Consider the following 23295-nt stretch of genomic DNA (forward strand, 5'->3'; position numbering starts at 1 on the left):
AAACACTCCCTATTTCCCGATGCAGAAGGACGAAAATATTTTATCCAGATAGTCATCAGGATCGATTCGTCCAAGTAAGCGATCCAAAGCGATGTTGGCACGGCGCAGCGATTCCGCCAACAGTTCAGCAGGCAGAGAATCAGCGCCCTCCAACGCGGCCAAGGCCGATATGACCTCCAAACGTTGCCGCTCGTGACTGATCAATCCGGCATCAGAGACCTTCGAGCCAAGCGTCTCAAAGATTTGCGTCAAGACTGCGCCGATCCCCTGCCCTGTAACGGCAGAAATCGCCAGCGGCGCAGAGGCACTAAGGTCGGCGTGGCTCTGCACGACAAGATCGCCAGGCACCCACAGCTCATCGACCCGCGAACCGTCCCGTGACAGATGAATCCTCATGTCGGCTGCCCGCGCGCGGGAAAACGCCCTTTCGATACCGATCTGCTCGATATCATCGCCCGATTCCCTCAGACCTGCCGTATCCAGAAAGGTCACTGCCAAACCTTCCAGGTCGTATCTTAGTTCAATGACATCTCGCGTCGTGCCGGCACGGTCGGACACGATGGCCACATCTCTTTTGGCTAACCTGTTTAAAAAACTAGATTTTCCTGCATTCGGCGGCCCGATGATCGCGATGTCAAAGCCGGCACGCACACGCTCTGCGGCGCGAAACCCGTCCAATTCCTGCTGCAATGCCTGACGCAATGTCGCCACCAGGTCGAAAACCCGAGCAGGCACCTCGTCGGGAACATCTTCATCCGCAAAATCGACGCTGACCTCAACCAGTGCCCCGGCCTCGATCAGCATGTCGCGCCAGCCCGTCAGCTTTCGGGCCAATTCACCGCCAGCCGCCCTCAGGGCCAACTTTCGTTGCGACTCCGTTTCCGCAACCAGAAGATCGCCCAGGCCCTCGACCTCGGCCAAATCCATCCGACCGTGCAGGAACGCCCGCCGGGTGAACTCTCCAGCATCGGCCGGACGTGCCCCCAGGTCCAGAAGCGCGGCACCCACCCTGCGGACGACCACGGGCGCCCCGTGAAGGTGCAGTTCCGCGACCTCCTCACCCGTAAAGCTTGCACCCGCCGCGAACCACATTGCCAGCGCCTGATCGATCGGTTCACCGTCATGCGTGACCGCGCGGAAATAGGCGTGGCGCGACAGCGGCATCGACCCGACCAGCGTTTCCGCCACGGCCCGGGCACGATCACCGCTCAGCCGGATCACGGAAACGCCCCCCCGCCCGGGCGGGGTGGCCTCTGCAAAGATCAGGTCCATCGCTGCCCCGTTTAGGCGTTCATCGAGTCGAAGAACTCGGCATTGCTCTTGGTCTGCTTCATCTTGGAGATCAGGAACTCGACGGCATCCGTCGTCCCCATCGGGTTCAAGATGCGCCGCAGCAGATAGGTCTTCTGCAGGTCCTTGCTGTCGACCAGCAGCTCTTCCTTGCGCGTTCCGGACTTGAGGATGTCCATCGCCGGGAAGACGCGCTTGTCGGCGACCTTGCGGTCCAGCACGATCTCGCTGTTGCCCGTTCCCTTGAACTCCTCGAAGATCACCTCATCCATGCGCGATCCCGTATCGATCAGCGCGGTGGCGATGATGGTCAGGCTGCCGCCCTCCTCGATGTTGCGCGCCGCGCCAAAGAAGCGCTTCGGGCGCTGCAGGGCATTCGCATCGACACCACCGGTCAGCACCTTGCCCGAGCTGGGCACAACAGTGTTGAAGGCCCGGCCAAGTCTTGTGATCGAGTCCAAAAGGATCACAACATCTCGTTTATGCTCGACCAGGCGCTTGGCCTTCTCGATCACCATCTCCGACACGGCGACGTGCCGGCTGGCCGGTTCGTCAAAGGTCGACGACACCACCTCGCCGCGCACGCTGCGCTGCATGTCGGTGACTTCCTCGGGGCGTTCGTCGATCAGCAGCACGATCAGATAGCATTCGGGGTGATTCTTCTCGATCGAATGCGCGATATTCTGCAGCAAGACCGTCTTGCCGGTCCGCGGGGGCGCCACGATCAGCGACCGCTGGCCCTTGCCGATCGGTGCAACAAGGTCGATGATCCGGGCACTGCGATCCTTCAAGGTCGGGTCCTCGATCTCCATCTTCAGCCGCTCATCGGGATAAAGCGGCGTCAGGTTGTCGAAGGCCACCTTGTGACGCGCCTTTTCGGGATCCTCAAAGTTGATCGTCTCGACCTTGGTCATCGCGAAATAGCGTTCGTTGTCGCCCGGCGCGCGGATCACGCCGTCAACCGTGTCGCCCGTGCGCAGCGAGTGCTGCCGGATCATGTCGGGGCTGACATAGATGTCATCGGGACCGGGCAGATAGTTCGCTTCGGTCGAGCGCAGGAACCCGAATCCGTCCTGCACGACCTCCAGCACGCCGCCACCGCCGATTTCCCACCCCTCCTCGGCATGCTCCTTGAGGATCGAGAACATCATCTCGCCCTTGCGCATGGTCGAGGCGTTCTCGATCTCCCATTCCTCGGCCATCGACAGCAGGTCGGCAGGGCTCTTTGCCTTGAGGTCGGACAGATTCAGGCGTTCTTCGGTCATTCTGATGCAAACTTTCGGCCGCGCGACATATCGGAGCGGAGAAGACGGGTGTTCCAGGGAATCCCGTGCCGGACGGCCGGGGTTGGGGCGCAGATAAGGCCCCGGTCCGCACGAGTCAATCTTTTCGATCAGAACTTGATGATCACCGAAGACACGATCGCCACCATCAGCAGCGTCGGAACCTCGTTCATCAGACGATAGGTGCGCCCCGCCTGCGCGGTTCCGCCCGCCAGAATCCTGCGCTCTCGGGCGCACCACATGTGAAACGCGCTCATCGCGATCACGCAGACGGCCTTGATCCATGGCCAGATCATGTCCCAGCTGACGATCCCGGGCGTCAGCACCAGCGACAGGCCGCTGATCCAGGTCGCGATCATCGCTGGATTCATGATCAGCCGCAGCAGCTTGTCCTCCATGATGACGAAACTGGCGACCGGCTCGGCCGAGCCGGCGCGGCGTTCGGCGTGATAGACGAACAATCGGGGCAGATAGAACAGCCCCGCCATCCACGAAATGACGGCCATCACGTGGAATGCCTTCACGTAAGGATAGATCAGCGCCAGCCAGTCAAACATCGGGAAACCTCTCTTCCCTCTTCTCTTAAATAAAAAAGATAAAGAAAGGAATGTTGTAGAAGTAGGGCCTGTGGATAGCAGGACTTGGACTCTGCTCACCGTGATTTCCTCAGAATCACCGTCTGTGGACAAGGATGTGAGAAACCGGTGTCACAGCCTGAAAATCGTTTGTAAACAAAGCTGTCATTTGTGGATAACTTTGCGGATAATGATCCTGTCTGACACTTGTCCACAGAAGCGCCCGTTTCGGTGGATGATTCGTCCACCTGTGGAGAAGCCTGCGTCGTTCCCGCTCCGTTCCTGGCGAAAATCGTCTCATGTCAGGGATTGACTCGGCTTGCCCGCAGGCCCCGAACCGATTCCCCCCGCCACTTGTCCACACGGGGGCTGCGCCGTCCCCGCCACAGGGTCCGGTCCCGTGCCCGGGGGGGCTTTCGCGCTGCCCGTGCTGCCCCTAGTCTTGTCCCTGAACCCGCGATGTGATGATCAAGCCCATGCAAGACGACCTGCCCGCCAGCCAGATCAGCCATGCCCCCCTGGCCGGGGTGATCGGCATGCCGATTGCGCATTCCCGCTCTCCGCGGCTGCATGCGCATTGGCTGGCCCGATACGGATTGCCTGGACATTACGTCCCGATCCCGGTGATGCCCGAACATCTGGCCGAGGTGCTGCGCATCCTGCCCCGCGCCGGTTTCGTCGGCGCCAATGTCACCATCCCCCACAAGGAGGCCGTGCTGACCCTGGCCGACACGGTCACCGACCGCGCCGCACTGATCGGGGCGGCGAACACGCTGATCTTTCGTCCCGACGGCAAGATTCACGCCGACAACACCGACGGCTACGGCTTCATCGCGAACCTGCGCCAGAACGTCCCCGACTGGCAGCCCGACCGGGGCCCGGCGGCGGTGATCGGGGCCGGGGGGGCTGCGCGGGCGGTCGTGGCCTCGCTGCTGGACAGCGGGGTCAAGGAACTGCGCATCACCAACCGCACCCGCCTGCGCGCCGAACAGATCAAGGCCGAATTCGGCGCCCGGCTGGTCGTCTATGACTGGGCGCAGGTCGGCAACATGCTGGAGGGCGCCTCGACCGTGGTTAACGCGACCTCGCTCGGCATGCAGGGCAAACAGCCGCTGCGCGTGCCGATGGACGCGCTGTCGCCCGACGCTCTGGTCACCGACCTGGTCTATACCCCGCTGATGACCCCCTTCCTGACCGAGGCGCAGGCCCGCGGCTGTCGCATCGTCGACGGGCTGGGCATGCTGCTGCATCAGGCCGCGCCCGGTTTCGAACGCTGGTTCGGTCAGCGCCCCGATGTCGACAATCAGGCGCGCCGGGTCGCGCTGGAATGACCTTCCGTCTTGGCCTTACCGGCAGCATCGGCATGGGCAAATCCACGACGGCGCAGATGTTCCGCGACCTGGGGCATCCGGTCTGGGATGCGGATGAGGCGGTCCATCGCCTCTATGCCCCGGGCGGCGCGGCGGTGGACCCGGTCGCTGCGGCCTTTACGACAGCGCTTCGCGACGGCAGCATCGACCGCGCGGCGCTCAAGGCCGCGCTGGCGGCCGATTCCGGCGCGCTGGCGCGGCTGGAGGGCATCGTCCACCCCCTCGTGGCGCAGGATCGGCAGGCCTTTCTGGCGCGACATGACGGCGCACCCCTGGTCGTTCTGGACATCCCGCTGCTGTTCGAAAGCGCGCAGCCCCCGGACCTGGACGGGGTGGCGGTGGTGTCCACCGACCCCGACACCCAGGCCGCCCGCGTGCTTGCACGCCCGGGCATGACGCGCGATACGCTGGCCATGATCCTGGCGCGCCAGATGTCTGATGCAGACAAGCGCGCGCGCGCGGACTGGATCATTCCGACCGACAGCCTGGACGCCGCCCGCGCCGCCGTCGCCCATATCGTGAACGAGGTTGCCCCCCATGCGTGAGATCGTCCTGGACACCGAAACCACCGGCTTTGACGCCGAAGGCGCGGATCGCATCGTCGAGATAGGGGCGCTGGAGCTGATCAACCACCTGCCGACCGGGCGCACCTTTCACGTCTATATCAACCCCGAACGGTCGATGCCCAAGGAGGCGTTCGACGTCCACGGCCTGGGCGACGACTTTCTGCGCGACAAGCCGAAATTCGCGGCAATCGTCAGCGATTTCATGGACTTCATCGCCGACGACGCCAAGCTGGTGATCCACAATGCCAGCTTTGACATGAAATTCCTGAACGCCGAACTGAAACGCGCGGGCCACAAGCCGCTGCCCTGGTCGCGGGCGCTGGACACGCTGATGCTGGCGCGCGAGAAATTCCCGGGATCGCCCGCGACGCTGGACGCGCTGTGCCGCCGCTTTGGCGTGGACAATTCGGGCCGGGAGCTGCACGGCGCGCTGCTGGACAGCGAATTGCTGGCCGAGGTCTATCTGGAGCTGATCGGCGGGCGCCAGCCCGACCTGGTGCTGGACCGTCCCTCGAGCGACGACGCGACGCGAATGCCCGACGGCCAGATGCGCCCCCGCGCCGCCCGCCCCCGCGCCCTGCCCCCCCGCCTGACCCCGGCCGAGGCCGAGGCGCATGCCGCCTTTGTCGCCAAGCTGGGCGAGGATTCGGTCTGGGCGCGCTACGCCGCGACCTGACGGCGGTCTTGCACGCGGGGGCTGCGCGGCCCATTCTGGCGAAAAGGGATGCGGAATGCTGGACTGGCTGCGCGACATCGGCTCTTTCTGGGGCGCCATCTTCGAACGGATGGACAAGACCCACATGACCCTGATCGCGGCGGGCGTGGCCTTTTACGCCATGTTCGCGGTCTTTCCGGGCCTGGCCGCCATCATCGCGCTGTGGAGCCTGTGGTTCGACCCGCTGGTCGTGCTGGCCTATCTGGATGTCGCGCATGAGTTCCTGCCCGATGGGGCCTCGGACATCGTCGACGACCAGGTGACGACCCTGACCCAGAACGGGCGGACGTCGATGGGCTGGACCTCGTTCATCTCGTTCATGATCGCCACCATCGCGGCGCGGGCCGGGGTGGATGCGCTGATCCGGGGGCTGAATGCGGCCTATGGCGTGCGTGCCCACTCCACCATCTTCGGTTTCGTGCTGGCCTATGCGCTGACGCTGGTGATCGTTGGGATCTCGCTGGCGGGGCTGGCGACCATCGTGGTGGTGCCGGTGCTGCTGAACTTCATGGTGTTCGCGCCAGTGCGGTCCATGCTGCTGACGGTGCTGCCTTGGGCGGGGATGTTCCTGCTGGTCATCGTGACCATCGGCGTGCTGTACCGCTATGGCCCCAACGTCAAGACGCCGCGCACGCCGATCTTTACCCTGGGCGCGCTGTTCGCCGCCGTGCTGTGGTCAGCGGGCTCTATCGCCTTTTCGGCCTATCTGGGCAGCTTCAACAGCTACAACCGCATCTATGGCTCGATCGGGACGGTGGTGGCGCTGCTGATGTGGTTCTATCTGGCGGGGTTCTCGGTGCTGCTGGGCGCGCTGATCAATGTCGAACTGGCCCGCCGCCGCCGCATGAAGGCCGCCCGCGCGGCGCGCAGCGGCTTTGACGCCATTCTGGCCGACAAGGCCAAATGACGGGGCGCCCTGCGCGGGCGCCCCCTTCTGGATCAGGCCGACAGGCCCTCGGTCGAGGCAAAGAACATCGCCTGGCTGACCGCCGAACGGACCTGCTCCTCGCTATAGGGCTTGGAGATCAGGAAGGCGGGTTCGGGGCGGTCGCCGGTCAGCAGACGCTCGGGGAAGGCGGTGATGAAGATCACCGGGATGTCGCCCATGCTGGCCAGCAGCTCGTTCACGGCATCCACGCCCGACGATCCGTCGGCCAGCTGGATGTCGGCCAGGATCAGGTCGGGGCGGTGCTTGCCCGCCAGGTCGATCGCGGCGGTATGGGTGCGCGCGACGCCGGTCACGTCATGGCCCATCGCCTGCACGATGCCCTTCAGGTCCATCGCGATGATCATCTCATCCTCGATGACCATGACCTTGCCGCGCAGGGCCTGACCCATCTCGTTCAGGGCGATCTGCACCAGTTCGTCGGCCTCGGCGACCTCGATCTGCATGACGCGGGCGATCTGGTCGCTGCGCAGCTCCTCGATGGTGCGCAGCAGCAGCGCCTCGCGGGAATTGGGCGTCAGGCCGCGCAGATGGCCCTGGGCGCGGCGCTCGCGGGCGGACATGTCCGCATCCTCGACCGGCTGGCCCGAGCTTTGCCAGATCACGTGAAAGGTCTTGAACAGCGCGATGCGCAGGTCGTCCTCGCCGTCCAGCACGCTGCGATCGGTCAGGATCGCCTCCAGCGTGGCGGCTGCATAATTGTCACCGGCGCGCTGGCTGCCGGTCAGGGCGCGCGCGTAGCGGCGCAGAAACGGAAGCTCACGCCCGATGGATTGGGCCAGATCGGCAACAGTCATTACACAGTCCTCTTAAATCGCGTATGGCAGGGAACCAACTGAACCCCCTATCGGTTGCATGCTGTGCGCACAAGTTTGTCAGGACTGACACGAATATGACACCGAAACGAGACGACCGTCGGAGAGCGGCAGTGGAAAAACAGATCGATGAGAACCTCAAGCGGGTCTACGAACAGGACGCCACTGACCAGATTCCGGACAGGTTTCTTGAGCTGCTCAAGAAACTGAAGGAACAGGAATGACCCGGACCCCGGCCAGCCCTGCCCTTGCGTCACCCTGTTCCGGTAAGTTGCTTTCATGACCAGATCCCCCTCGATCCATCCCCGCGACCAGCTGGTCGATCACCTGCCCGCGCTGCGGGCCTTTGCGTTGTCGCTGACCCGTGAAGGCGCCTCGGCGGACGATCTGGTACAGGATACCATCGTCAAGGCCTGGACGAACATGGACAAGTTCCAGGCCGGCACGAATCTGCGCGCCTGGCTGTTCACCATCCTGCGCAACACCTTTTATTCGTCGCGCCGCAAGACCAAGCGCGAGGTCAGCGACAGCGACGGCATCCATGCCGCACGCCAGGCGACCCGGCCCGACCATGACGGCCGCCTGGCCCTGCGCGATTTCCGCGTGGCCTTCGACAAGCTGCCCGACGAACAGCGCGAGGCGCTGATCCTGGTCGGGGCCTCGGGATTCTCCTACGAGGAGGCCGCCGACATGACCGGCGTCGCGGTGGGCACGGTCAAGTCGCGCGCCAATCGCGGTCGCCGCAAGCTGGCCGAGCTGCTGCACCTGGAACAGGGCGAGGAGCTGAACATGACCGATCAGGCCACCTTGGCCGTGATGGCGCAGAACAACTACAGCTCCCGCTGAGGCTGTCGAGGTGCTGAGGCGGATCACGGAACGGATGGAATTCACGCGGCGCCTCGGGTTTCGACTCGGGGCGCTTCTGTCCATTGCGATCCTGCCCATCGGCCTGATCTCGCTGGTCCAGAACCTCCACCTCTCGCGCGAGGCGGAACGCAGCGCCGAAATCGCGCTGCTGGGCCGCACCGCCTCGGCCGCCGCCGGTGAACGCGCCCTGCTGCAAAGCGCGCTTGGCTCGGCCGATGCCCTGGGGCCCGCCATTCTGGAAAGCCTGAACCGGCCCGACATCTGTTCTGACCTGCTACGCAATTTCGTCCAGCGCAGCGGCACCTATCGCCAGGCACTGTTCGTGCCGGTGGATGGGCGCGTGTCGTGCAGTTCGGCCCCGGCCGGTCTGCCGCCGCTGGATCTGTCCGACAGCGATCTGCTGACCGACTTCATGCAGGTGCCCATGACCGCCGTGACGGCCCTGGCCCGTGGCCCGGTCAGCGGGGAACCCGTGGTCGTCGTCCTGCAACCCCTGTATCGCGACCGCGAATTGCTGGGCCTGACCGCCCTGTCGCTCAGCCAGGAGCTGTTGCGGTCGACCCATGCGATGGATTTCGGCACCGAGGGTGCGCGCATCCTGACCTTCAACAATGCCGGGCGCGTGCTGATCGCGGACACCACCCAGGGCGACGACCCCACCACCCTGCTGCCGCGCGACGTGCCCCTGATCAACCTGCCCGGGCAGGGCGAGGCCACCTTCCGATCGCGCGCCAACAACGGCGAGATGCGCGTCTTTACCGTCGTGCCGGTCGTGCCCGGCCTGGTCTATGCCCTGGGCAGTTGGAGCCCCAGCATCGCGGGCGTGGGCCTGTTCCAGCTGTCGCGGTTCGGCGCGGTGATGCTGCCCGTGGCGCTGTGGGTGGTGTCGCTGGCCGTGGCCTATTTCGCGGTGTTCCGGCTGGTCCTGCGCCATATCACCGTGCTGCGCGGCCAGATGCGGCGTTTCGCCATCGGCAATCGCGACACCCCGCCCCCGGTCCTGACCGACGCCCCCACCGAGATCGCGGATGTCAGCCAGACCTTCCACAACATGGCCCGCATCCTGATCCGCGACGAAGAGGCGATGGAGCAGGCCGTGATCGAAAAGACCGTCCTGCTCAAGGAGGTCCACCACCGGGTCAAGAACAACCTTCAGCTGATCGCATCGATCATCAACATGCAAAGCCGCCTGATCGACGACCGCGACGCCAAACGCGTGCTGCGCTCGGTGCAGGACCGGGTCGCGGCGCTGGCCACGATCTATCGCAACCTCTATCAGGCCGAACAGCTGGATCAGGTGAATGCCGACCGGCTGATCTCGGACATCATCACCCAGCTGTCAACGGCCTCGGCGGGGGCGGGCCGCGACCTGATCGTGCATACAGACATCCAGCCGCTGACCATGCTGCCCGACCAGGCGGTCCCGCTGACCCTGCTGACCACCGAGGCCTTCACCAACGCCGTGAAATATGCCGGGCGACCCGCCGATGGGGGCAACCCTTGGGTGCGCGTCGCGCTGACCTCGCCCGAACCGGGGCGCGGGCTGCTGGAGGTCGTGAACTCCACTGGCCCCGACGAGGCCGCCAGCGGCACCGGCCTGGGCAGCCAGCTGATCGAGGCCTTCTCGATGCAGCTGGAGGGCGACATCAGCGCCGAACCGCAGGACGGCTGCTATCGCCTGGCGCTGTCCTTCAAGGTGGGACAGGCGGCCTTTGGCGGCGGCTCGGGGTCGGGCGATCCGCGTCAGGTGGTCCTGACCTCGGCCGCGCGGGCCGGATCGCGGCATTAGCGCCGCGGCGTCGCGCAAATTCGCATGACCGGCTTGCGTCGCGCTTGCGCGGTGGGCTGGCGGCACTATCTTGGGCCGATGGAACGCGACAAGACGTATGATCTGGCGACCGGGGCCGGGCTGATGGCCTGCCCCCTCTGCGACGCCCTGCATGTCGAGGAGGATCTCGACCCCGGAGAGACCGCGCGCTGCGTCCGCTGCGGCACGGTCCTGGCCAAGCCGCGCGACGGTGCCTTTGCGCAGCTGATCGCGCTGGCCTTCACCTCGATGGTGCTGCTGGTGGGGGCGGTGTTCTTTCCGTTCCTTGAGGTCTCGACGATGGGCTTCGGCAATGCCAGCTCTCTCTTCGACGTGGCGCTGGCCTTTGCCGACGGGGTGCTGCTGCCGCTGGTCATCGCGGTGCTGGCGATGATCATCGGCCTGCCGATCACGCGGTCCTTCCTGCTGGTCTATACGCTGGTGCCGCTGGCGCAGGGCCGCCCGCCCCACCGCCATGCCGCCCGCGCCTTCCGCTGGTCCGAGATCCTGCGCCCCTGGTCCATGGCCGAGATCTTCGTGATCGGCACCGCCGTGGCCCTGGTCAAGGTGGCGGGGCTGGCGACGGTCCATCTGGGCCCGGCCTTCTGGGCGTTCTGCGCGCTGATCTTCGTGAACCTGGCCAGCCGCGCCTTCATGTGCCAGACCTCCATCTGGGACGCGATCGAGGATGCCGGGGTCCGGACCACCTTCGGCCCCGACCCGGTCCGCCCCGGCCCCGCCCGCACTGATCCCCCCGCCCTGGCCCGCGACGCATGAGCGCGCCCACCGACCAGCCGGCGGCCCCGGTCCTGACCGCCCATCGCGCCGGTCTGATCGGCTGCCACCGCTGCGGCCGCGTCTGGCCGCTGGAACAGGACCGCTGCCGGCGCTGCGGCGCGCATCTTGTGCCCCCCGACCGGCGCGGCCTGCAAAAGGTCTGGGCCTGGTGGCTGGCGGGCATCATCGCTTATATCCCCGCCAACGTCTTTCCGATGATGAGCACCCGCACCTTCGCGGGCCTGGCCGGCAATTCCGAGGCCACGATCCTGGGCGGCGTGATGGAGTTGATCCATTATGGCAGCTGGGACATCGCGATCATCGTCTTTGTCGCCTCGGTCATCGTGCCGGTTGGCAAGTTCATCGCCATCGCCTGGCTGGCCATCGTCGCGGGCAGGCCCGCCACGACCGATCAGGCCCATACCCGGCTGAAGATCTATGAGGTGGTCGAATTCATCGGGCGCTGGTCGATGATCGACGTCTTTGTCGTGGCGATCCTGTCCGCGCTGGTGCAACTGGGCTTTGTCGCCTCGATCCATCCGGGGCCTGCGGCAGTGTCCTTCGCGCTGTCGGTTGCCTTCACGATGCTTTCCGCGCAAAGCTTTGACGCACGATTGATCTGGCGCGGCCTGCCCCTGCGCAGCCGCCGCTGACCGCCACCCACGCGATTCCCAAGGACTGCCGATGACCGACACGCCCCCGCCCCTGACGCCGGCCAGCCCCGTGCGCAAGACAGCCGCCCGCGCGGCACAGGCGGGGATCAACGTGATCTGGATCGTGCCGATCATCGCGCTGGTCGTGACCCTGGGCATCGCCTGGAACGCGTTTCGCGACCGCGGCAGCGTGATCGAGATCGAATTCGCCGACGCGACCGGCATCACCCCCGGCGATACCTCGCTGCGCTTTCGCGAGATCACCGTGGGCCGGGTCGAGGGCGTGAAGTTCACCGAAGATCTGTCCCGCGTCGTCGTCTCGCTGCGCGTCAACACCGAGGTGGCGCAATATATCGACGATCAGGCCGCCTTCTGGATCGTGCGCCCGCAGGTCAGCGCCCAAGGCGTGACGCGTCTGGACACGGTCCTTAGCGGTGCCTTCATCGAGGGGTATTGGGACGCCGATGTGACCGCGCCCGCGACCCGGTTTGTGGGGCTGGAACGCCCGCCCCTGATCCGCAACGATCAGCCCGGCACCTGGGTCCGGCTGTCGATGGACAGCGCCGACGGCCTGTCCGAGGGCGCGCCCGTCCTGTTCCGGGGCGTCGAGGTCGGGCGGCTGGAGAACGTCCGCCTGGACGAGGCCAGCGACCGCGTGCTGGTCGATGCCTTCATCGAGGCGCCCCATGACGCCCGCCTGTCCAGCGCCACGGTGTTCTGGGACACGTCCGGGTTCTCGGTCTCGCTTGGGGCGCAGGGGGTGGCGCTGAACGTCAACTCGCTGTCCTCGCTGCTGCAGGGCGGCATCGCCTTCGAGACCTTCGTCAGCGGCGGCGCCCCGGTCCAGCCGGGCCAGGAATTCGCCGTCCAGCCTGACGAGGGCACCGCCCGCACCGCCCGGTTCGAGGATGACGACACCGCCCTGCTGCGCGTCGGCATGCTGATCGACGACAGCCTGCAGGGGCTGGAACGCGGCGCCGATGTCCAGTTCCAGGGCCTGCGCGTGGGCCGCGTGACCGAGCTGGCCGTCACCCTGACCGATGATGGCGATGGCAACGTCACGCCCCGACAGCTGGTGACCATGCTGATCTCTCCGCGCCGGATGGGTCTGGGCGATGGGTCCACCGCAGACGACGCGCTGGCCCTGCTGACCGAGGAGGTCGGCGACGGGCTGCGCGCGCGCGTGGCCAGCGCAGGCTTTCTGGGCACCACCCTGATGGTCGAGCTGGTCACCATTCCGGGTGCCGAACCCGCCACCATCGACACAGAATCCGGTCCGAACCCGCTTCTGCCCTCGGTCGAGGGGGATCTGGACGACTTCACCGCCAGCGCGCAGGGGCTGGTCAACCGCATCGGCAACCTGCCCATCGAAGAGCTGTTGACCTCGGCCCGCGACACGCTGGACAGCATCACGGCGCTTGCGACATCGCAGGACACCCGCGCGATTCCCCTGGCGCTGCGCGAGGCGATCGAGGGGGGCAGCGTCGCGCTGTCCGACATCGCCGCGATCACCGGCGATCTGCGCCAGGCCGACAGCGGCCAGACCCTGGCGCGGATGCTGGACGAGGCCTCCGCCGCCTTCACCGCCGTGACCGAGGCCGCCGCCGACGTGCCCGCGATGGTCGATCAGATCGACGCCGCCGCCGCCGCGGTCGAGGAGTTCGGCTTTGCCGAGATCAGCCTGCAAGCCGAGGGAATCCTGGCCGACCTGCGCGCCATGCTGGGCAGCCAGGATGCCGAACAGCTGCCGCGCAACCTGTCGAACACGCTGGAGGCCGCGACCGGCCTGCTGAACGACCTGCGCGACGGCAATGCGGTGGGCAGCCTGAACAACGCGCTGAATTCGGCCAGCACCGCCGCCGACCAGATCGCCGTGTCGGTCCAGCAGCTGCCCGCGCTGATCCAGCGCCTGCAGGCCACCGCCGGACGCGCCGACACGCTGTTTTCCAGCTATGGCGACCGGTCGGCCTTTAACAACGAATTGCTGGGCGCGCTGCGCGAGCTGCGCCGGGCAACCCAATCCATCGGCTCGGTCGCCCGGCTGATCGAACGCAATCCCCGCGCCTTCATCCTGGGACGATAGACATGACCCTAGCCCCGCTGTTCCGTCTGCCCTTGGCCGCCCTGATGGGCGCGACCCTGTTGGGCGCCTGTTCCAACCCCGAAAAGACCGGGCGCTTTCTGATCGACCCGCCGGTCAGCGGGGTGCAGGTGCCGAACCGCTTGGGCACTGCGGAGCTCAAGGACGTGTCCCTGCCCGATTACGCCTCGGATCAGGAGGTCGCGTTCCAGACCCCCGACGGGGCCGTGCGATCAACCCCCGACAACCTCTGGGCGGACAATCCGGCGCGCGCCTTCACCACCACGCTGGCCCGCGCGATCAGCGACGTGTCGGGCGCCACCGTCATCAGCGAGCCCTGGCCCCTTGCCCAGCCCCCCGCCCGCGTGCTGGAGGTGCGCGTCGAACGCGCCCTGGCCCAGGCCGACAACAGCTATCGCCTGTCGGGGCGGTATTTCGTGTCCGATGACGGGCTGTCGGGGGGCGGTGCGAACCATGCGCGCAGCTTTGATATCCGCGTGCCGATGGCAGCGCAGGGTGCGGCGGGCACGGCCTTGGCCGCCAGCCAGGCCATCGCCATCCTGGCCCAGCAGATCGCGACCCTGTCGGGACCGGGGGCGACCATCGCCACCACCCGGCCCGCCGCCAGCGATCCGTTCGATCTGTCGCTGTTCTGACCCTCAGACCAGGGCCAGCGACAGGAAGGGCACGTAGGTCACCAACAGCAGCGCCAGCAGGATGGCCAGCAGGAACGGCCATCCGTCGCGCACGAAATCGACGATAGACACCCGCGTCAGGTTGCACACCAGCAACAGCACCGTCCCCACCGGCGGCGTCAGCGTGCCGATGGACAGGTTCAGGATCATGATCAGCCCGAAATGCACCGGGTCGATCCCCAGCTGGACCAGCACGGGTTTCAGCAGCGGGACCAGGATGATCATCAGCGCGGTGCCTTCGATGAACATGCCCAGGATCAGCAGCGCGATGTTGATGACCAGCAGAAAGACATAGGGGTTTGTGGTCAGCGCGGTGATGAATTCCGCCATGCTGACGCCCGCCCGCTCCAGCGTGAAGATCCAGGCCAGGGCCGAGCTGGTCATGATGACCAGCAGCACCGCCGCCGTCTGGCGCGCGGTCTCGGCAAAGGCCTGGGTGACGTCGCGCAGGCGCATCTCGCGATAGACGAAGACGCCGATGAACAGGGTGGTGACGGTGGCGATGGCCCCGGCCTCGGTCGGGGTGAAGATCGCGAACCGGATGCCGCCCACGATCACCACGACCAGGAACAGCGCGGGCCAGGCGCCCAGCAGCGTGGTCCCCGTCTCGCGCATGGTGGGCCAGGTGGTGCGCGACGGCTTGTAACCCTCGCGCCGGGCGACCAGCCAGACCGCGATCAGCAGCAGCGCGCAGCACATCAGCCCCGGCAGGATGCCCGCCACGAACATCGACCCGATCGAGACATCGGCCACCAACCCATAGATGATCAGCGCGATTCCCGGCGGGATGATCGGCGTGATCAGCGACGAACACGCCGTGATCGCCGCCGCGATCGAGCGTTTGTAGCCCTGCCGCTCCATCTCGGGGACGATCATGCGGCACATCATCGCCGCATCCGCCAGGTTCGAGGCCGAGATTCCCCCCATCAGCGTGGACAGCATCACATTGGTGTGGCCCAGCCCACCCGTCAGCCGCCCGACCAGCAGATCGGCCAGCCGCAGCAGGCGCGTGGCGATGCCCGCACTGCCCAACAGCGTGCCCAGCAGCACGAAGAACGGGATCGCCAGCAGGGATGCGTTCTCGGCCGGGGACATGAAACGCTGGACCGCGATGGCCAGCGGCACCGGCGAAAAGAACAGGAAATAGCCCAGGATGCCCGCGAACATCGCCAGATAGATGCGCATGTTCAGCATGAACATGGCCAGCATGATGGGAATGATGATGATCCAGGTCACGACCGCTCATCCTCCGATGCGGGGTCCAGCGGGTCGCGGGCGGGCAGGACCATCCGCCACAGCGTCACGGCGCTAGCGCCCAGGGCGCCCACCACCACCGCCAGGTTCATCCAGAACCAGGACACGCCCAAGATCTGCGTCCGCTTGAACCCCGCACCCTGCGCCAGACCCCAGGCCAGCCAGGCCATCGTCAGCAGCACCGCAACCGACAGCAGCGCCACCGCGATGCCCAGCAGCCGCCGCCCCGGACGCGGCAGCCAGGCCACCGCGAAATCGATGGTCAGGTGCTGGCGGTGCCATTCGCAGGATATCGCGCCCAGCATGATGATCCAGATCATCAGGATGGCCGAGACCTCCTCGGTCCAGGAAATCGGCGCGCCCATCACATAGCGCATGAAGACGGCGGCGGCGGTCAGCGTCACCAGCACGGCAACCAGCAGCGCGCCCAGGGCCGAGGCCAGGCCGGCAAGATGTTTCATCGGGTCATGTCCGGAAAGGGGGGTGCCGCGCGGGGCGGCACCCGTTGCGGGTCAGTCCTGCAGTTGCGCCTGGATCTGGTCGTACAGACCGTCCGACCATTCCGGGAACTGGTCATAGAAGGCCATCGCCCGGTCCCGGAACGGCGCCAGGTCCGGATAGGTCACCTGGACGCCCTGGGCCTCCATGTCCGCCAGCATCTGCGCATCCGATTCTGCCGCCAGCTCCTGGCTGTAGAGGCCCGCCTGATGGCCCGTCTCGTGCAGCATCTGGACGACCTCCGGGTCCAGCGTGGCGAAATAGGCCTCTCCGCCCAGCCACAGCGAGGTGTTGGTCAGATAGCCGATCATCGACAGATGCTTGGCCTGCTCATGCAGCTTCTGGCCGTGCAGCACCGCCAGCGGGTTCTCGACCCCGTCGATGACGCCCTGGGTCAGCGCCGGATAGACGTCGCCCAGGGGCATGGGCGTCGCGGTGCCGCCCATCGCCTCGATGGCGCGGATCTGCATCGGGTTGTTGGGGGTGCGGATCTTCAGGCCCGCCAGATCGTCGGGGGTTTCGACCTGCGTCTTGGTCAGCAGTTGCCGCGTGCCGTAGAGATAGTTCGAGATGACGATATGGATGCCCTTCTCGCGCAGCGCGGCCTCCTTCTCCTTGAACCAGTCGGATTCATAGATCTCGAACAGCTTTTCGGGGCTGTCGGTCAGGTAGGGGCCGAAGAGGATGCCCAGATCGGGGTCGTAATCGGTCAGGAACCCCACATCGGCGATGGTGATGACGTTCACGCCCATCATCCCCTGCTCGATCACATCCTGCTTGGCGCCCAGCTGGGACGACGGGAACAGCTCCAGCGCGACGTCGCCGCCCGAGGCCTCGGTGACCAGCTCGGCCCACCGGTTCATCACCAGGTCGACCGGCTCTCCGGGGTTGTTCTCATAGGCCACGCGGACGGTGACCTCCTGGGCGGCCAACGGTCCGGCCAGAAGCGCCGCCAGGGCGGTGGTCAGGGTGATCAGTTTCATGGGTTCCTCCCTCAAGGATCAGTCGCGTCAGCCGGGGGTGCCGGCCGATCGGTTGGCGGCCAGGACCAGGCCGGAATGGTCGAAATGGTCGTGCAGCGCCGCGCACAGCGCCGCATGGTCGCGCGCCTGCAGCGCGTCGATGATGCGGGCGTGCTGGGCATGGGCGGTCTGGGTGTCTGAATGCTGCGACTTGCCGATCTCCAGGTAGAAACGCAGCGTGACCCCCATGACCCGATACATGCGCAGCGCCATGTCGTTTCGCGCCGCCTCGATCAGGCCCAGGTGGAAATCATAGTCATGGCTGGCCGCCTGCGCGACCGTCACCGCCGTGGCCATGCGGTCATTGGCCAGCCGCATCCGGTCCAGCACCGCGTCGTCGACATGGCGGACGGCGAAATGGGCGGCCCCCGTCTCGGTCAGGCGGCGAAAGTTCAGCACATCCTCCAACCGGTCGGGGCTGCTGTCGAAATGCTGGGCAAAGATCTGGAACACCGGGTCGAAGTCGGCTTGCCGGACGCGAGCGCCGCGGCGGGTCTTCTCGATCAGGCCAAAGGCCTCCAGGTGGATCATCGTCTCGCGGATGGTGTTGCGCGCTACGCCAAAGCGTTCGGCCAGCTCGCGCTCATTGGGCAGGAACTGGCCCGGGCTATAGGCGTCCACGATTTCCCGGCTGAGAACCGATCTGATGTCTTCGACGGCGGATATTCCGGCCAAACGACGCCCTCCCTGCGTTTGGTTCGGTGGTTGGACCAAAGCTAGGCGAAACGCCGCGTCCCTGTCAAGCGCGCCGTCAGACCTGCCCGCGCGCCTGCCAGTCGACCGAGGTCGACAGCGTGTGCCAGGCCGTGTCCAGATGCCGCGCCAGCGCGTCCTGGGCGGCCTGCGCATCGCCCGCCAGGATCGCGTCGATGATGGCCAGATGCTCGGCCGCGGCATGGCGGTTGCGGTCGGCCTCGTCCTTCTTGGTCCACAGATAGTGGTAATGCACGATGATCGAGATCGTCCGGCTGAAATCCGACACAAAGCGGTTGCGCGCACCGTCGCACAGCAGCGCGTGGAACCGCGCATCCAGCGCCGGAAACTCCAGCGCCGCGCGCCGCCCGCCCGCAGTCACGGCCAGATGATCGGCCCGCAGGCCGGTCAGGCGCTGGGTCAGGGCGGGGTCCGGCTCGGCGATCAGCCGCGTCAGGGCGCGGGTCTCGAACAGGCGGCGCACCTCGAACATCTCGGCGGCGAAATCGGGGGTAAAGCCTTTCAGCAGCCAGTGGCGGTTCGGCTGCTTTTCGATCAGGCCAAAGGGCTCAAAACGGATCAGGAACTCGCGCAGCCCGGCCAGCGGCAGGTCGAACTGCCGCGCCAGACGCGTCTCGTTCAGGACCGTGCCGGGGGCCACGTCGCCCTGCAGCACCCATTCCAGGAACCGGTCGCGGATCAGGTCCTGCGTGCTGCGCGTCTGGTCGGTGTCAAAGAAATCGCCCGGTTCCGGCGCGCGCAACAGGCGCTTGTCCCGCCCGTCCCATGCGATCACGCCCTGGTCGTGCAGATGGGACAGCACGGCGCGCACGGTCGTGCGGCTGGCTTCCAGACTGGCGGCCAGACCGGCCTCAGACCCAAGGGCGGCCTCGCCCTGATCCTCGATCAGGGTCAGCAGGCGATTGACCTGGGCCTTGAACAGCCGGTTGTCGCGCGTCATCGCCGCCTCCTGTGCATCACCCGTTGACCGGTTCGGTTCTTTTTATATAAAGAACCATAACCCCGCAAGCCAAGGCGGCCCCCGAACCCGGAGATGACGATGACCCAGATGACGGCCCTGATCTGCGCGGAACCCGGTGCGCTGCGGCTGGAAAGCCGCCCGCGCCCCGAGCCGCGGCTGGGCCATGTCCGCGTGCGGATCGGCCATGTGGGCATCTGCGGGACCGATTATCACATCTTTGGCGGGCAGCAGCCGTTCCTCGCCTATCCCCGCGTGATGGGCCATGAGCTGTCGGGCCGGGCGCTGGACGCCAGCAGCGACGGAACCATCGCGCCGGGCGATCTGGTGGTGGTGAACCCCTATCTGACCTGCGGCACCTGCCGCGCCTGCCGGAACGACGCGCCCAACTGCTGCGAGGCGATCGCGGTCCTGGGCGTGCATGTCGATGGCGGCATGTGCGAGGAGATCGTGGTCCCCGAAGCCAACCTCTATCCCGCCCACGGCCTGTCCGAGACCGCCGCCGCCATGGTCGAGTTCCTGGCCATCGGCGCGCACGGCGTGGCCCGCGCGCGGCTGCGGCCCGGCGCTGCGGCGCTGATCGTGGGGGCGGGCCCGATCGGTCTGGCCGCCGCGATCTTTGCGGGCATCGCGGGGGCCCAGGTCACGCTGCGCGATGCGTCGCCCGAACGCCTGGCCCTGGCGGCGGGGGTCCTGCCCCAGGCCCGGACCGAACAGGTCGGACAGGAGGCGCAGGCGACCTATGACGCGGTCTTTGACGCAACGGGCAGCATCGCGGCGATGAACCGGGGGCTGGACTGGCTGGGCCATGGCGGCACCTATGTCCTGCTGTCGGTGGTCAAGGGCGACCTGACCTTTCCCGACCCCGAATTCCACAAGCGCGAGACGACCCTGCTGGCCAGCCGCAATGCGCTGAAATCCGATTTCGACCATGTGATGGCCTGCATCCGCGACGGGCGCGTGCCGGTGGACCGGCTGGCCACGCATTCCACCACGCTGGATCAGGCCGCGACCATGCTGCCGCAATGGGCCGCCGATCGCGGCGCGCTGATCAAGGCGATCATCCATGTCTGAGCCGACCCCGATCCTGCAATTCGGCACCAGCCGGTTCCTTCAGGCCCATGCCGACCTGTTCTTCCATGAGGCTGCCACACCGCGCACGGTCACTGTGGTGCAGACGACGGGCGACCCGTCGCGGGCGGGGCGTCTGGCGGCGCTGGCCGACCCGCGCGGCTATCCGGTGCGCATCCGCGGCCTGTCCGACGGACAGGTGGTCGACCGCGAAATCCGCGTGACCTCGGTCCGGCGCACGTTGTCCACGGCGACGGATTGGCCCGCGCTGTGCAGGCTGGCGGCCAGTGAAACGCAGGCGATCCTGTCCAACACCGGCGACCGGGGCTATCAGCCCCAGCCCGCCGATGACGCGCCCGCCTTTGACCAGGCGATGAGCTTTCCGGCCAAGCTGTATCACCTGCTGGCCCACAGGCAGGCGGCGGGCGGCGCGCCGCTGTCGATCTTTCCGATGGAGCTGGTCCCGGAAAACGGCGCCGTCCTTCGCGCCCGCGTGATGCAGATCGCCCGCGCGCAGCGGGCCCCGGACGCGCTGTGCGACTGGCTGCAGGCCTGTGTCTGGGTCAACAGCCTGGTGGACCGGATCGTGTCCGAACCGCTGCAGCCTGCGGGCGCGGTGGCCGAACCCTATGCGCTCTGGGCGATCCAGGCGGGGCCGGGCGTCGCCCTGCCCTGCGACCACCCCGCCGTCCAGCTGGTCCCCGACCTGGACGAGATCGAGCGGCTGAAGCTGCACATCCTCAACCTGGGCCATACCGTGCTGGCCGACCGCTGGCTGGCGGCGGGGGCCGACCCCGCCCGGCTGGTGCGTCAGATGATGGCGGGGCCGGACCGCGCCGCGCTGGACCGGATCTGTGCCGATGAGGTCCTGCCCGGTTTCGCCGCGCGCGGTCGGGGGCCGCAGGCGCGCGCCTATCTGGCGGTGACGCTGGACCGTTTTGCCAACCCGTTCCTGGACCACCGTCTGGCCGATATCGCCCAGAACCACCCGGAAAAGGTCGCCCGCCGCATCGGGGCCTTTCTGGATTGGGTCGGCCCCGACGGACACGCCATGCCCGAACTGTCAGCCATCGCCCGAAAGGCCGCATCATGACCCTGCCGCCCGTGCTGCCCCATCGCCCCGCAGGCGCCCCCGACGCGATCCGCCTGAACCCCGCCGACAGCGTGGGCATCGCGCTCCGCCCCATGGCGGCGGGGGAACACGCGCTGGGCACGCCGCTGGCCGACCCTATCCCGCTGGGCCACAAATTCGCGCTGACCGCGCTGTCACCCGGCGATGCGGTGGTGAAATACGGCCAGATCATGGCGCAGGCGACCCAGCCCATCGCGCCGGGCCAGCATGTCCATGTCCACAACATCGCCATGAGCGCTGTCCATTCCCACCACGCCGACCAGCGCGGCCACCTGCCCCCGCCGCCCGCGCGCACCACTTTTCAGGGCTATCTGCGCCCCGACGGGCGGGTGGGGACGCGCAACTTCATCGGCATCCTGGCGTCGGTGAACTGCTCGTCCACGGTGTGTCATGCCATCGCGCAGGCGGCGACGCGGGTGCTGGGGCCGAAATACCCCAATATCGACGGCTTTGCCCCCATCGTGCACGACCAGGGTTGCGGAATGGCCGCGCAGGGCGAGGGGTTCGACGTGCTGGTCCGCACGCTCAAGGGCTATCGCGACCACCCCAATTTCGGCGGCGTGCTGATCGTGGGCCTGGGCTGCGAGGTGAACCAGCTGACCCTCTACAAGCCGACCGACTGGACGCGCGACCGCTATCACAGCTTCAACATCCAGGAGGTCGGCGGCTCCGCCTCGGCGGTCGCCCGCGCGCTGGAGCTGCTGGAGCCGATCGCGGCCGCCGCCAATGCCGACATCCGCAGCACGCAGCCCGTCAGCGCGCTGACCCTGGGCATGCAATGCGGCGGCTCGGACGGGTTTTCGGGCATCACCGCCAATCCGGCGCTGGGGGTGGCCTCTGATATGCTGGTCGTGGCGGGCGGCACCTCGATCCTGTCGGAAACGCCCGAAATCTTCGGCGCCGAGCATTTGCTGATCGCCCGCGCCGACCCCGCGACCGGCGCGCGCATCGCGGGCATGATCGACTGGTGGCGTGACTATGCGGCGAAAAACGGCGCGTCCTTGGACAACAACCCCTCGCCCGGCAACAAGAAGGGCGGGCTGACCACCATCCTGGAAAAATCCCTGGGCGCGGTGGCCAAGGCCGGCATGGCCCCGGTCGCGGGCGCCTTCGCCTATGCCGAACGCATCGCGGTGCCGGGCCTGGTCTACATGGACAGCCCCGGATACGATCCGGTCGCGGCGACGGGTCAGGTGGCGGCAGGGGCCAACCTGATCGCCTTCACCACCGGTCGCGGATCGTGCTTTGGCGCTAAGCCCGCGCCCTCGGTCAAGCTGGCGTCGAATTCCACCCTGTTCGCACAGATGCACGAGGACATGGACATCAACTGCGGCACGGTAGTCGACCAGGGCACCGACCTGCAGGCGATGGGCGCGCAGATCTATGACCTGCTGCTGGACACCGCCTCGGGCCAGCGCACCAAGTCGGAGGGGTTCGGCTATGGCGACAACGAGTTCGTCCCATGGAAGATCGGCGCGGTTCTCTAGGTTCCAGACTCATTGAGTTTCACAGCCAGAACAAGACAGTCGCGGCCAATGCGATGGCGGAGAGGTATGTCTCTGGACACCTGTCGTAACGCGTGGCGACACGTCTCCAGTCCTTCAGACGACCGAACATGATCTCGATACGATTGCGCCTTTTGTAGCGCCGCTTGTCGTATTTCACGGTCTTCTTGCGGGACTTCCGGCCGGGGATGCAGGCGCTTATCCCTTTGGCTTCCAACGCTTCTCGCAGCCAGTCGGCGTCATATCCCCTGTCAGCCAGAAACTAGTCCGCCTTCGGCAAGCTGCCCAACAGTGCTGCCGCACCGGTGTAATCGCTGACCTGCCCTGCCGATATGTGGAACCGGATGGGACGGCCTTTCGCATCGGTGACAGCATGCAGCTTCGTGTTCATGCCGCCTTTCGTTCGGCCGATCTGGCGACCCCGCCCCCCTTTTTCGCGCGCAGGCTGCAAGCCGTGCGATGCGCCTGCAGATACGTGGCATCGATCATGATTGTCTTCGGATCGGCGCCCTCGGCGGCCAGGCCGACCATGATCCGGGCGAAGACCCCATTATCGCTCCAACGCTTCCAGCGATTGTAGAGGGTCTTGGCCGGTCCGTATTCTCCGTTCGGGCATTCTCTCGAACCGGTGGCGTTCATGCCCTCACCATCGCACCACCGCAAGCCATTGCGATTGATGAAGATAATGTCGCTGAGAACGCG

General features: G+C 66.6%; 23 protein-coding genes and 1 pseudogene. 14 read left to right on the forward strand and 10 right to left on the reverse strand.

Features of this window, described 5'->3' with window-relative positions; all coding sequences use genetic code 11:
• Window positions 1-9 precede the first annotated feature (9 nt).
• The 3 genes from mnmE to FA740_RS01525 form a co-directional block, all read right to left on the reverse strand.
• A complete protein-coding gene (gene mnmE / locus FA740_RS01515; protein ID WP_136855010.1) occupies window positions 10-1272 on the reverse strand; it encodes a tRNA uridine-5-carboxymethylaminomethyl(34) synthesis GTPase MnmE in 1263 nt (420 codons plus the stop codon).
• 11 nt (window positions 1273-1283) lie between these two features.
• Window positions 1284-2555 carry a transcription termination factor Rho gene (rho, locus tag FA740_RS01520; RefSeq protein WP_136855011.1) on the reverse strand — a complete coding sequence of 424 codons (1272 nt, stop codon included), beginning with the start codon at window positions 2553-2555 and terminating at the stop codon, window positions 1284-1286.
• Between the two features lie 128 nt (window positions 2556-2683).
• Window positions 2684-3130: a CopD family protein gene (locus FA740_RS01525; protein ID WP_136855012.1), complete on the reverse strand. Its 447-nt coding sequence runs from the start codon at window positions 3128-3130 to the stop codon at window positions 2684-2686.
• Between the two features lie 494 nt (window positions 3131-3624).
• Between FA740_RS01525 and FA740_RS01530 the strand changes: the two genes are divergently transcribed.
• The 4 genes from FA740_RS01530 to FA740_RS01545 are packed head-to-tail and all read left to right on the forward strand — an operon-like array spanning window position 3625 to window position 6706.
• On the forward strand, window positions 3625-4479 hold the full coding sequence (locus FA740_RS01530; protein ID WP_136855013.1) for a shikimate dehydrogenase: 855 nt from the start codon (window positions 3625-3627) through the stop codon (window positions 4477-4479).
• Complete coding sequence (gene coaE, locus FA740_RS01535; RefSeq protein ID WP_136855014.1) at window positions 4476-5063, forward strand: dephospho-CoA kinase; 588 nt, start codon at window positions 4476-4478, stop codon at window positions 5061-5063. The genes FA740_RS01530 and coaE overlap by 4 nt, the downstream gene beginning before the upstream one ends.
• On the forward strand, window positions 5056-5760 hold the full coding sequence (dnaQ, locus tag FA740_RS01540) for a DNA polymerase III subunit epsilon (protein ID WP_136855015.1): 705 nt from the start codon (window positions 5056-5058) through the stop codon (window positions 5758-5760). The genes coaE and dnaQ overlap by 8 nt, the downstream gene beginning before the upstream one ends.
• A gap of 55 nt (window positions 5761-5815) precedes the next feature.
• Window positions 5816-6706: a YihY/virulence factor BrkB family protein gene (locus tag FA740_RS01545; protein ID WP_136855016.1), complete on the forward strand. Its 891-nt coding sequence runs from the start codon at window positions 5816-5818 to the stop codon at window positions 6704-6706.
• 32 nt (window positions 6707-6738) lie between these two features.
• Here FA740_RS01545 and FA740_RS01550 read toward each other — a convergent pair whose 3' ends face one another.
• Window positions 6739-7542, reverse strand: a complete 804-nt coding sequence (locus FA740_RS01550; RefSeq protein WP_136855017.1) for a response regulator — start codon at window positions 7540-7542, stop codon at window positions 6739-6741.
• A 131-nt stretch (window positions 7543-7673) separates the two neighbouring features.
• Between FA740_RS01550 and FA740_RS01555 the strand changes: the two genes are divergently transcribed.
• The 7 genes from FA740_RS01555 to FA740_RS01585 are packed head-to-tail and all read left to right on the forward strand — an operon-like array spanning window position 7674 to window position 14400.
• On the forward strand, window positions 7674-7784 hold the full coding sequence (locus tag FA740_RS01555; protein WP_231558891.1) for a NepR family anti-sigma factor: 111 nt from the start codon (window positions 7674-7676) through the stop codon (window positions 7782-7784).
• A 55-nt stretch (window positions 7785-7839) separates the two neighbouring features.
• Window positions 7840-8406: an RNA polymerase sigma factor gene (locus tag FA740_RS01560; protein ID WP_136855018.1), complete on the forward strand. Its 567-nt coding sequence runs from the start codon at window positions 7840-7842 to the stop codon at window positions 8404-8406.
• Window positions 8407-8440: 34 nt separating this feature from the next.
• Entirely contained in the window at window positions 8441-10216 is a 1776-nt protein-coding gene (locus tag FA740_RS01565; RefSeq protein WP_246053390.1) for a sensor histidine kinase, read from the forward strand.
• A gap of 24 nt (window positions 10217-10240) precedes the next feature.
• Window positions 10241-11011, forward strand: a complete 771-nt coding sequence (locus FA740_RS01570; RefSeq protein ID WP_338119651.1) for a paraquat-inducible protein A — start codon at window positions 10241-10243, stop codon at window positions 11009-11011.
• Window positions 11008-11664, forward strand: a complete 657-nt coding sequence (locus FA740_RS01575; RefSeq protein WP_136855020.1) for a paraquat-inducible protein A — start codon at window positions 11008-11010, stop codon at window positions 11662-11664. Before FA740_RS01570 ends, FA740_RS01575 begins: the two co-directional genes overlap by 4 nt.
• A 31-nt stretch (window positions 11665-11695) precedes the next feature.
• Entirely contained in the window at window positions 11696-13747 is a 2052-nt protein-coding gene (locus FA740_RS01580) for a PqiB family protein (RefSeq protein ID WP_136855021.1), read from the forward strand.
• Window positions 13748-13749: 2 nt separating this feature from the next.
• Window positions 13750-14400 (forward strand): PqiC family protein, encoded by a 651-nt coding sequence (locus FA740_RS01585; protein WP_246053392.1) that lies wholly within the window; start codon window positions 13750-13752, stop codon window positions 14398-14400.
• A 3-nt stretch (window positions 14401-14403) separates the two neighbouring features.
• Here the strand turns inward: FA740_RS01585 and FA740_RS01590 are convergent, their stop codons facing one another.
• Genes FA740_RS01590 through FA740_RS01610 form a run of 5 tightly spaced genes read right to left on the reverse strand, consistent with a single transcriptional unit; the run spans window position 14404 to window position 18867 of the window.
• The gene (locus FA740_RS01590; protein ID WP_136855022.1) at window positions 14404-15675 is read right to left on the reverse strand and encodes a TRAP transporter large permease; all 1272 of its coding nucleotides are present in this window, start codon (window positions 15673-15675) and stop codon (window positions 14404-14406) included.
• Window positions 15672-16154 (reverse strand): TRAP transporter small permease, encoded by a 483-nt coding sequence (locus tag FA740_RS01595; RefSeq protein ID WP_136855023.1) that lies wholly within the window; start codon window positions 16152-16154, stop codon window positions 15672-15674. The genes FA740_RS01590 and FA740_RS01595 overlap by 4 nt, the downstream gene beginning before the upstream one ends.
• Window positions 16155-16205: 51 nt before the next feature.
• Complete coding sequence (locus FA740_RS01600; protein WP_136855024.1) at window positions 16206-17174, reverse strand: C4-dicarboxylate TRAP transporter substrate-binding protein; 969 nt, start codon at window positions 17172-17174, stop codon at window positions 16206-16208.
• 27 nt (window positions 17175-17201) lie between these two features.
• Window positions 17202-17927: a FadR/GntR family transcriptional regulator gene (locus tag FA740_RS01605; RefSeq protein WP_338119652.1), complete on the reverse strand. Its 726-nt coding sequence runs from the start codon at window positions 17925-17927 to the stop codon at window positions 17202-17204.
• 37 nt (window positions 17928-17964) lie between these two features.
• Window positions 17965-18867, reverse strand: coding sequence for a GntR family transcriptional regulator (locus tag FA740_RS01610; RefSeq protein WP_136855026.1), 903 nt, complete (start codon window positions 18865-18867; stop codon window positions 17965-17967).
• 99 nt (window positions 18868-18966) lie between these two features.
• On the opposite strand from FA740_RS01610, the gene FA740_RS01615 reads away from it, so the two are divergent.
• Genes FA740_RS01615 through FA740_RS01625 form a run of 3 tightly spaced genes read left to right on the forward strand, consistent with a single transcriptional unit; the run spans window position 18967 to window position 22575 of the window.
• Window positions 18967-19959, forward strand: coding sequence for a zinc-binding alcohol dehydrogenase family protein (locus FA740_RS01615; protein ID WP_136855027.1), 993 nt, complete (start codon window positions 18967-18969; stop codon window positions 19957-19959).
• On the forward strand, window positions 19952-21049 hold the full coding sequence (locus tag FA740_RS01620) for a mannitol dehydrogenase family protein (RefSeq protein WP_136855028.1): 1098 nt from the start codon (window positions 19952-19954) through the stop codon (window positions 21047-21049). Before FA740_RS01615 ends, FA740_RS01620 begins: the two co-directional genes overlap by 8 nt.
• Window positions 21046-22575, forward strand: a complete 1530-nt coding sequence (locus FA740_RS01625; RefSeq protein ID WP_136855029.1) for a UxaA family hydrolase — start codon at window positions 21046-21048, stop codon at window positions 22573-22575. Before FA740_RS01620 ends, FA740_RS01625 begins: the two co-directional genes overlap by 4 nt.
• A gap of 19 nt (window positions 22576-22594) precedes the next feature.
• Here FA740_RS01625 and FA740_RS01630 read toward each other — a convergent pair.
• A pseudogene (locus FA740_RS01630) lies at window positions 22595-23295 on the reverse strand (IS5 family transposase); the annotation flags it as partial.

Source organism: Paracoccus hibiscisoli, assembly GCF_005048265.1.
GTDB classification, from domain to species: domain Bacteria; phylum Pseudomonadota; class Alphaproteobacteria; order Rhodobacterales; family Rhodobacteraceae; genus Paracoccus; species Paracoccus hibiscisoli.

Coding starts and splice junctions, on each gene's coding strand:
- FA740_RS01620 (WP_136855028.1), top strand. CDS start 19,952: ATGTCTGAGCCGACCCCGATCCTGCAATTCGGCACCAGCCGGTTCCTT.
- FA740_RS01625 (WP_136855029.1), top strand. CDS start 21,046: ATGACCCTGCCGCCCGTGCTGCCCCATCGCCCCGCAGGCGCCCCCGAC.
- FA740_RS01560 (WP_136855018.1), top strand. CDS start 7,840: ATGACCAGATCCCCCTCGATCCATCCCCGCGACCAGCTGGTCGATCAC.
- FA740_RS01580 (WP_136855021.1), top strand. CDS start 11,696: ATGACCGACACGCCCCCGCCCCTGACGCCGGCCAGCCCCGTGCGCAAG.
- FA740_RS01600 (WP_136855024.1), bottom strand. CDS start 17,174: ATGAAACTGATCACCCTGACCACCGCCCTGGCGGCGCTTCTGGCCGGA.
- FA740_RS01575 (WP_136855020.1), top strand. CDS start 11,008: ATGAGCGCGCCCACCGACCAGCCGGCGGCCCCGGTCCTGACCGCCCAT.
- FA740_RS01570 (WP_338119651.1), top strand. CDS start 10,241: ATGACCGGCTTGCGTCGCGCTTGCGCGGTGGGCTGGCGGCACTATCTT.
- FA740_RS01545 (WP_136855016.1), top strand. CDS start 5,816: ATGCTGGACTGGCTGCGCGACATCGGCTCTTTCTGGGGCGCCATCTTC.
- dnaQ (WP_136855015.1), top strand. CDS start 5,056: ATGCGTGAGATCGTCCTGGACACCGAAACCACCGGCTTTGACGCCGAA.
- rho (WP_136855011.1), bottom strand. CDS start 2,555: ATGACCGAAGAACGCCTGAATCTGTCCGACCTCAAGGCAAAGAGCCCT.
- FA740_RS01530 (WP_136855013.1), top strand. CDS start 3,625: ATGCAAGACGACCTGCCCGCCAGCCAGATCAGCCATGCCCCCCTGGCC.
- coaE (WP_136855014.1), top strand. CDS start 4,476: ATGACCTTCCGTCTTGGCCTTACCGGCAGCATCGGCATGGGCAAATCC.
- FA740_RS01565 (WP_246053390.1), top strand. CDS start 8,441: ATGGAATTCACGCGGCGCCTCGGGTTTCGACTCGGGGCGCTTCTGTCC.
- FA740_RS01595 (WP_136855023.1), bottom strand. CDS start 16,154: ATGAAACATCTTGCCGGCCTGGCCTCGGCCCTGGGCGCGCTGCTGGTT.
- mnmE (WP_136855010.1), bottom strand. CDS start 1,272: ATGGACCTGATCTTTGCAGAGGCCACCCCGCCCGGGCGGGGGGGCGTT.
- FA740_RS01585 (WP_246053392.1), top strand. CDS start 13,750: ATGACCCTAGCCCCGCTGTTCCGTCTGCCCTTGGCCGCCCTGATGGGC.
- FA740_RS01610 (WP_136855026.1), bottom strand. CDS start 18,867: ATGACGCGCGACAACCGGCTGTTCAAGGCCCAGGTCAATCGCCTGCTG.
- FA740_RS01525 (WP_136855012.1), bottom strand. CDS start 3,130: ATGTTTGACTGGCTGGCGCTGATCTATCCTTACGTGAAGGCATTCCAC.
- FA740_RS01550 (WP_136855017.1), bottom strand. CDS start 7,542: ATGACTGTTGCCGATCTGGCCCAATCCATCGGGCGTGAGCTTCCGTTT.
- FA740_RS01615 (WP_136855027.1), top strand. CDS start 18,967: ATGACCCAGATGACGGCCCTGATCTGCGCGGAACCCGGTGCGCTGCGG.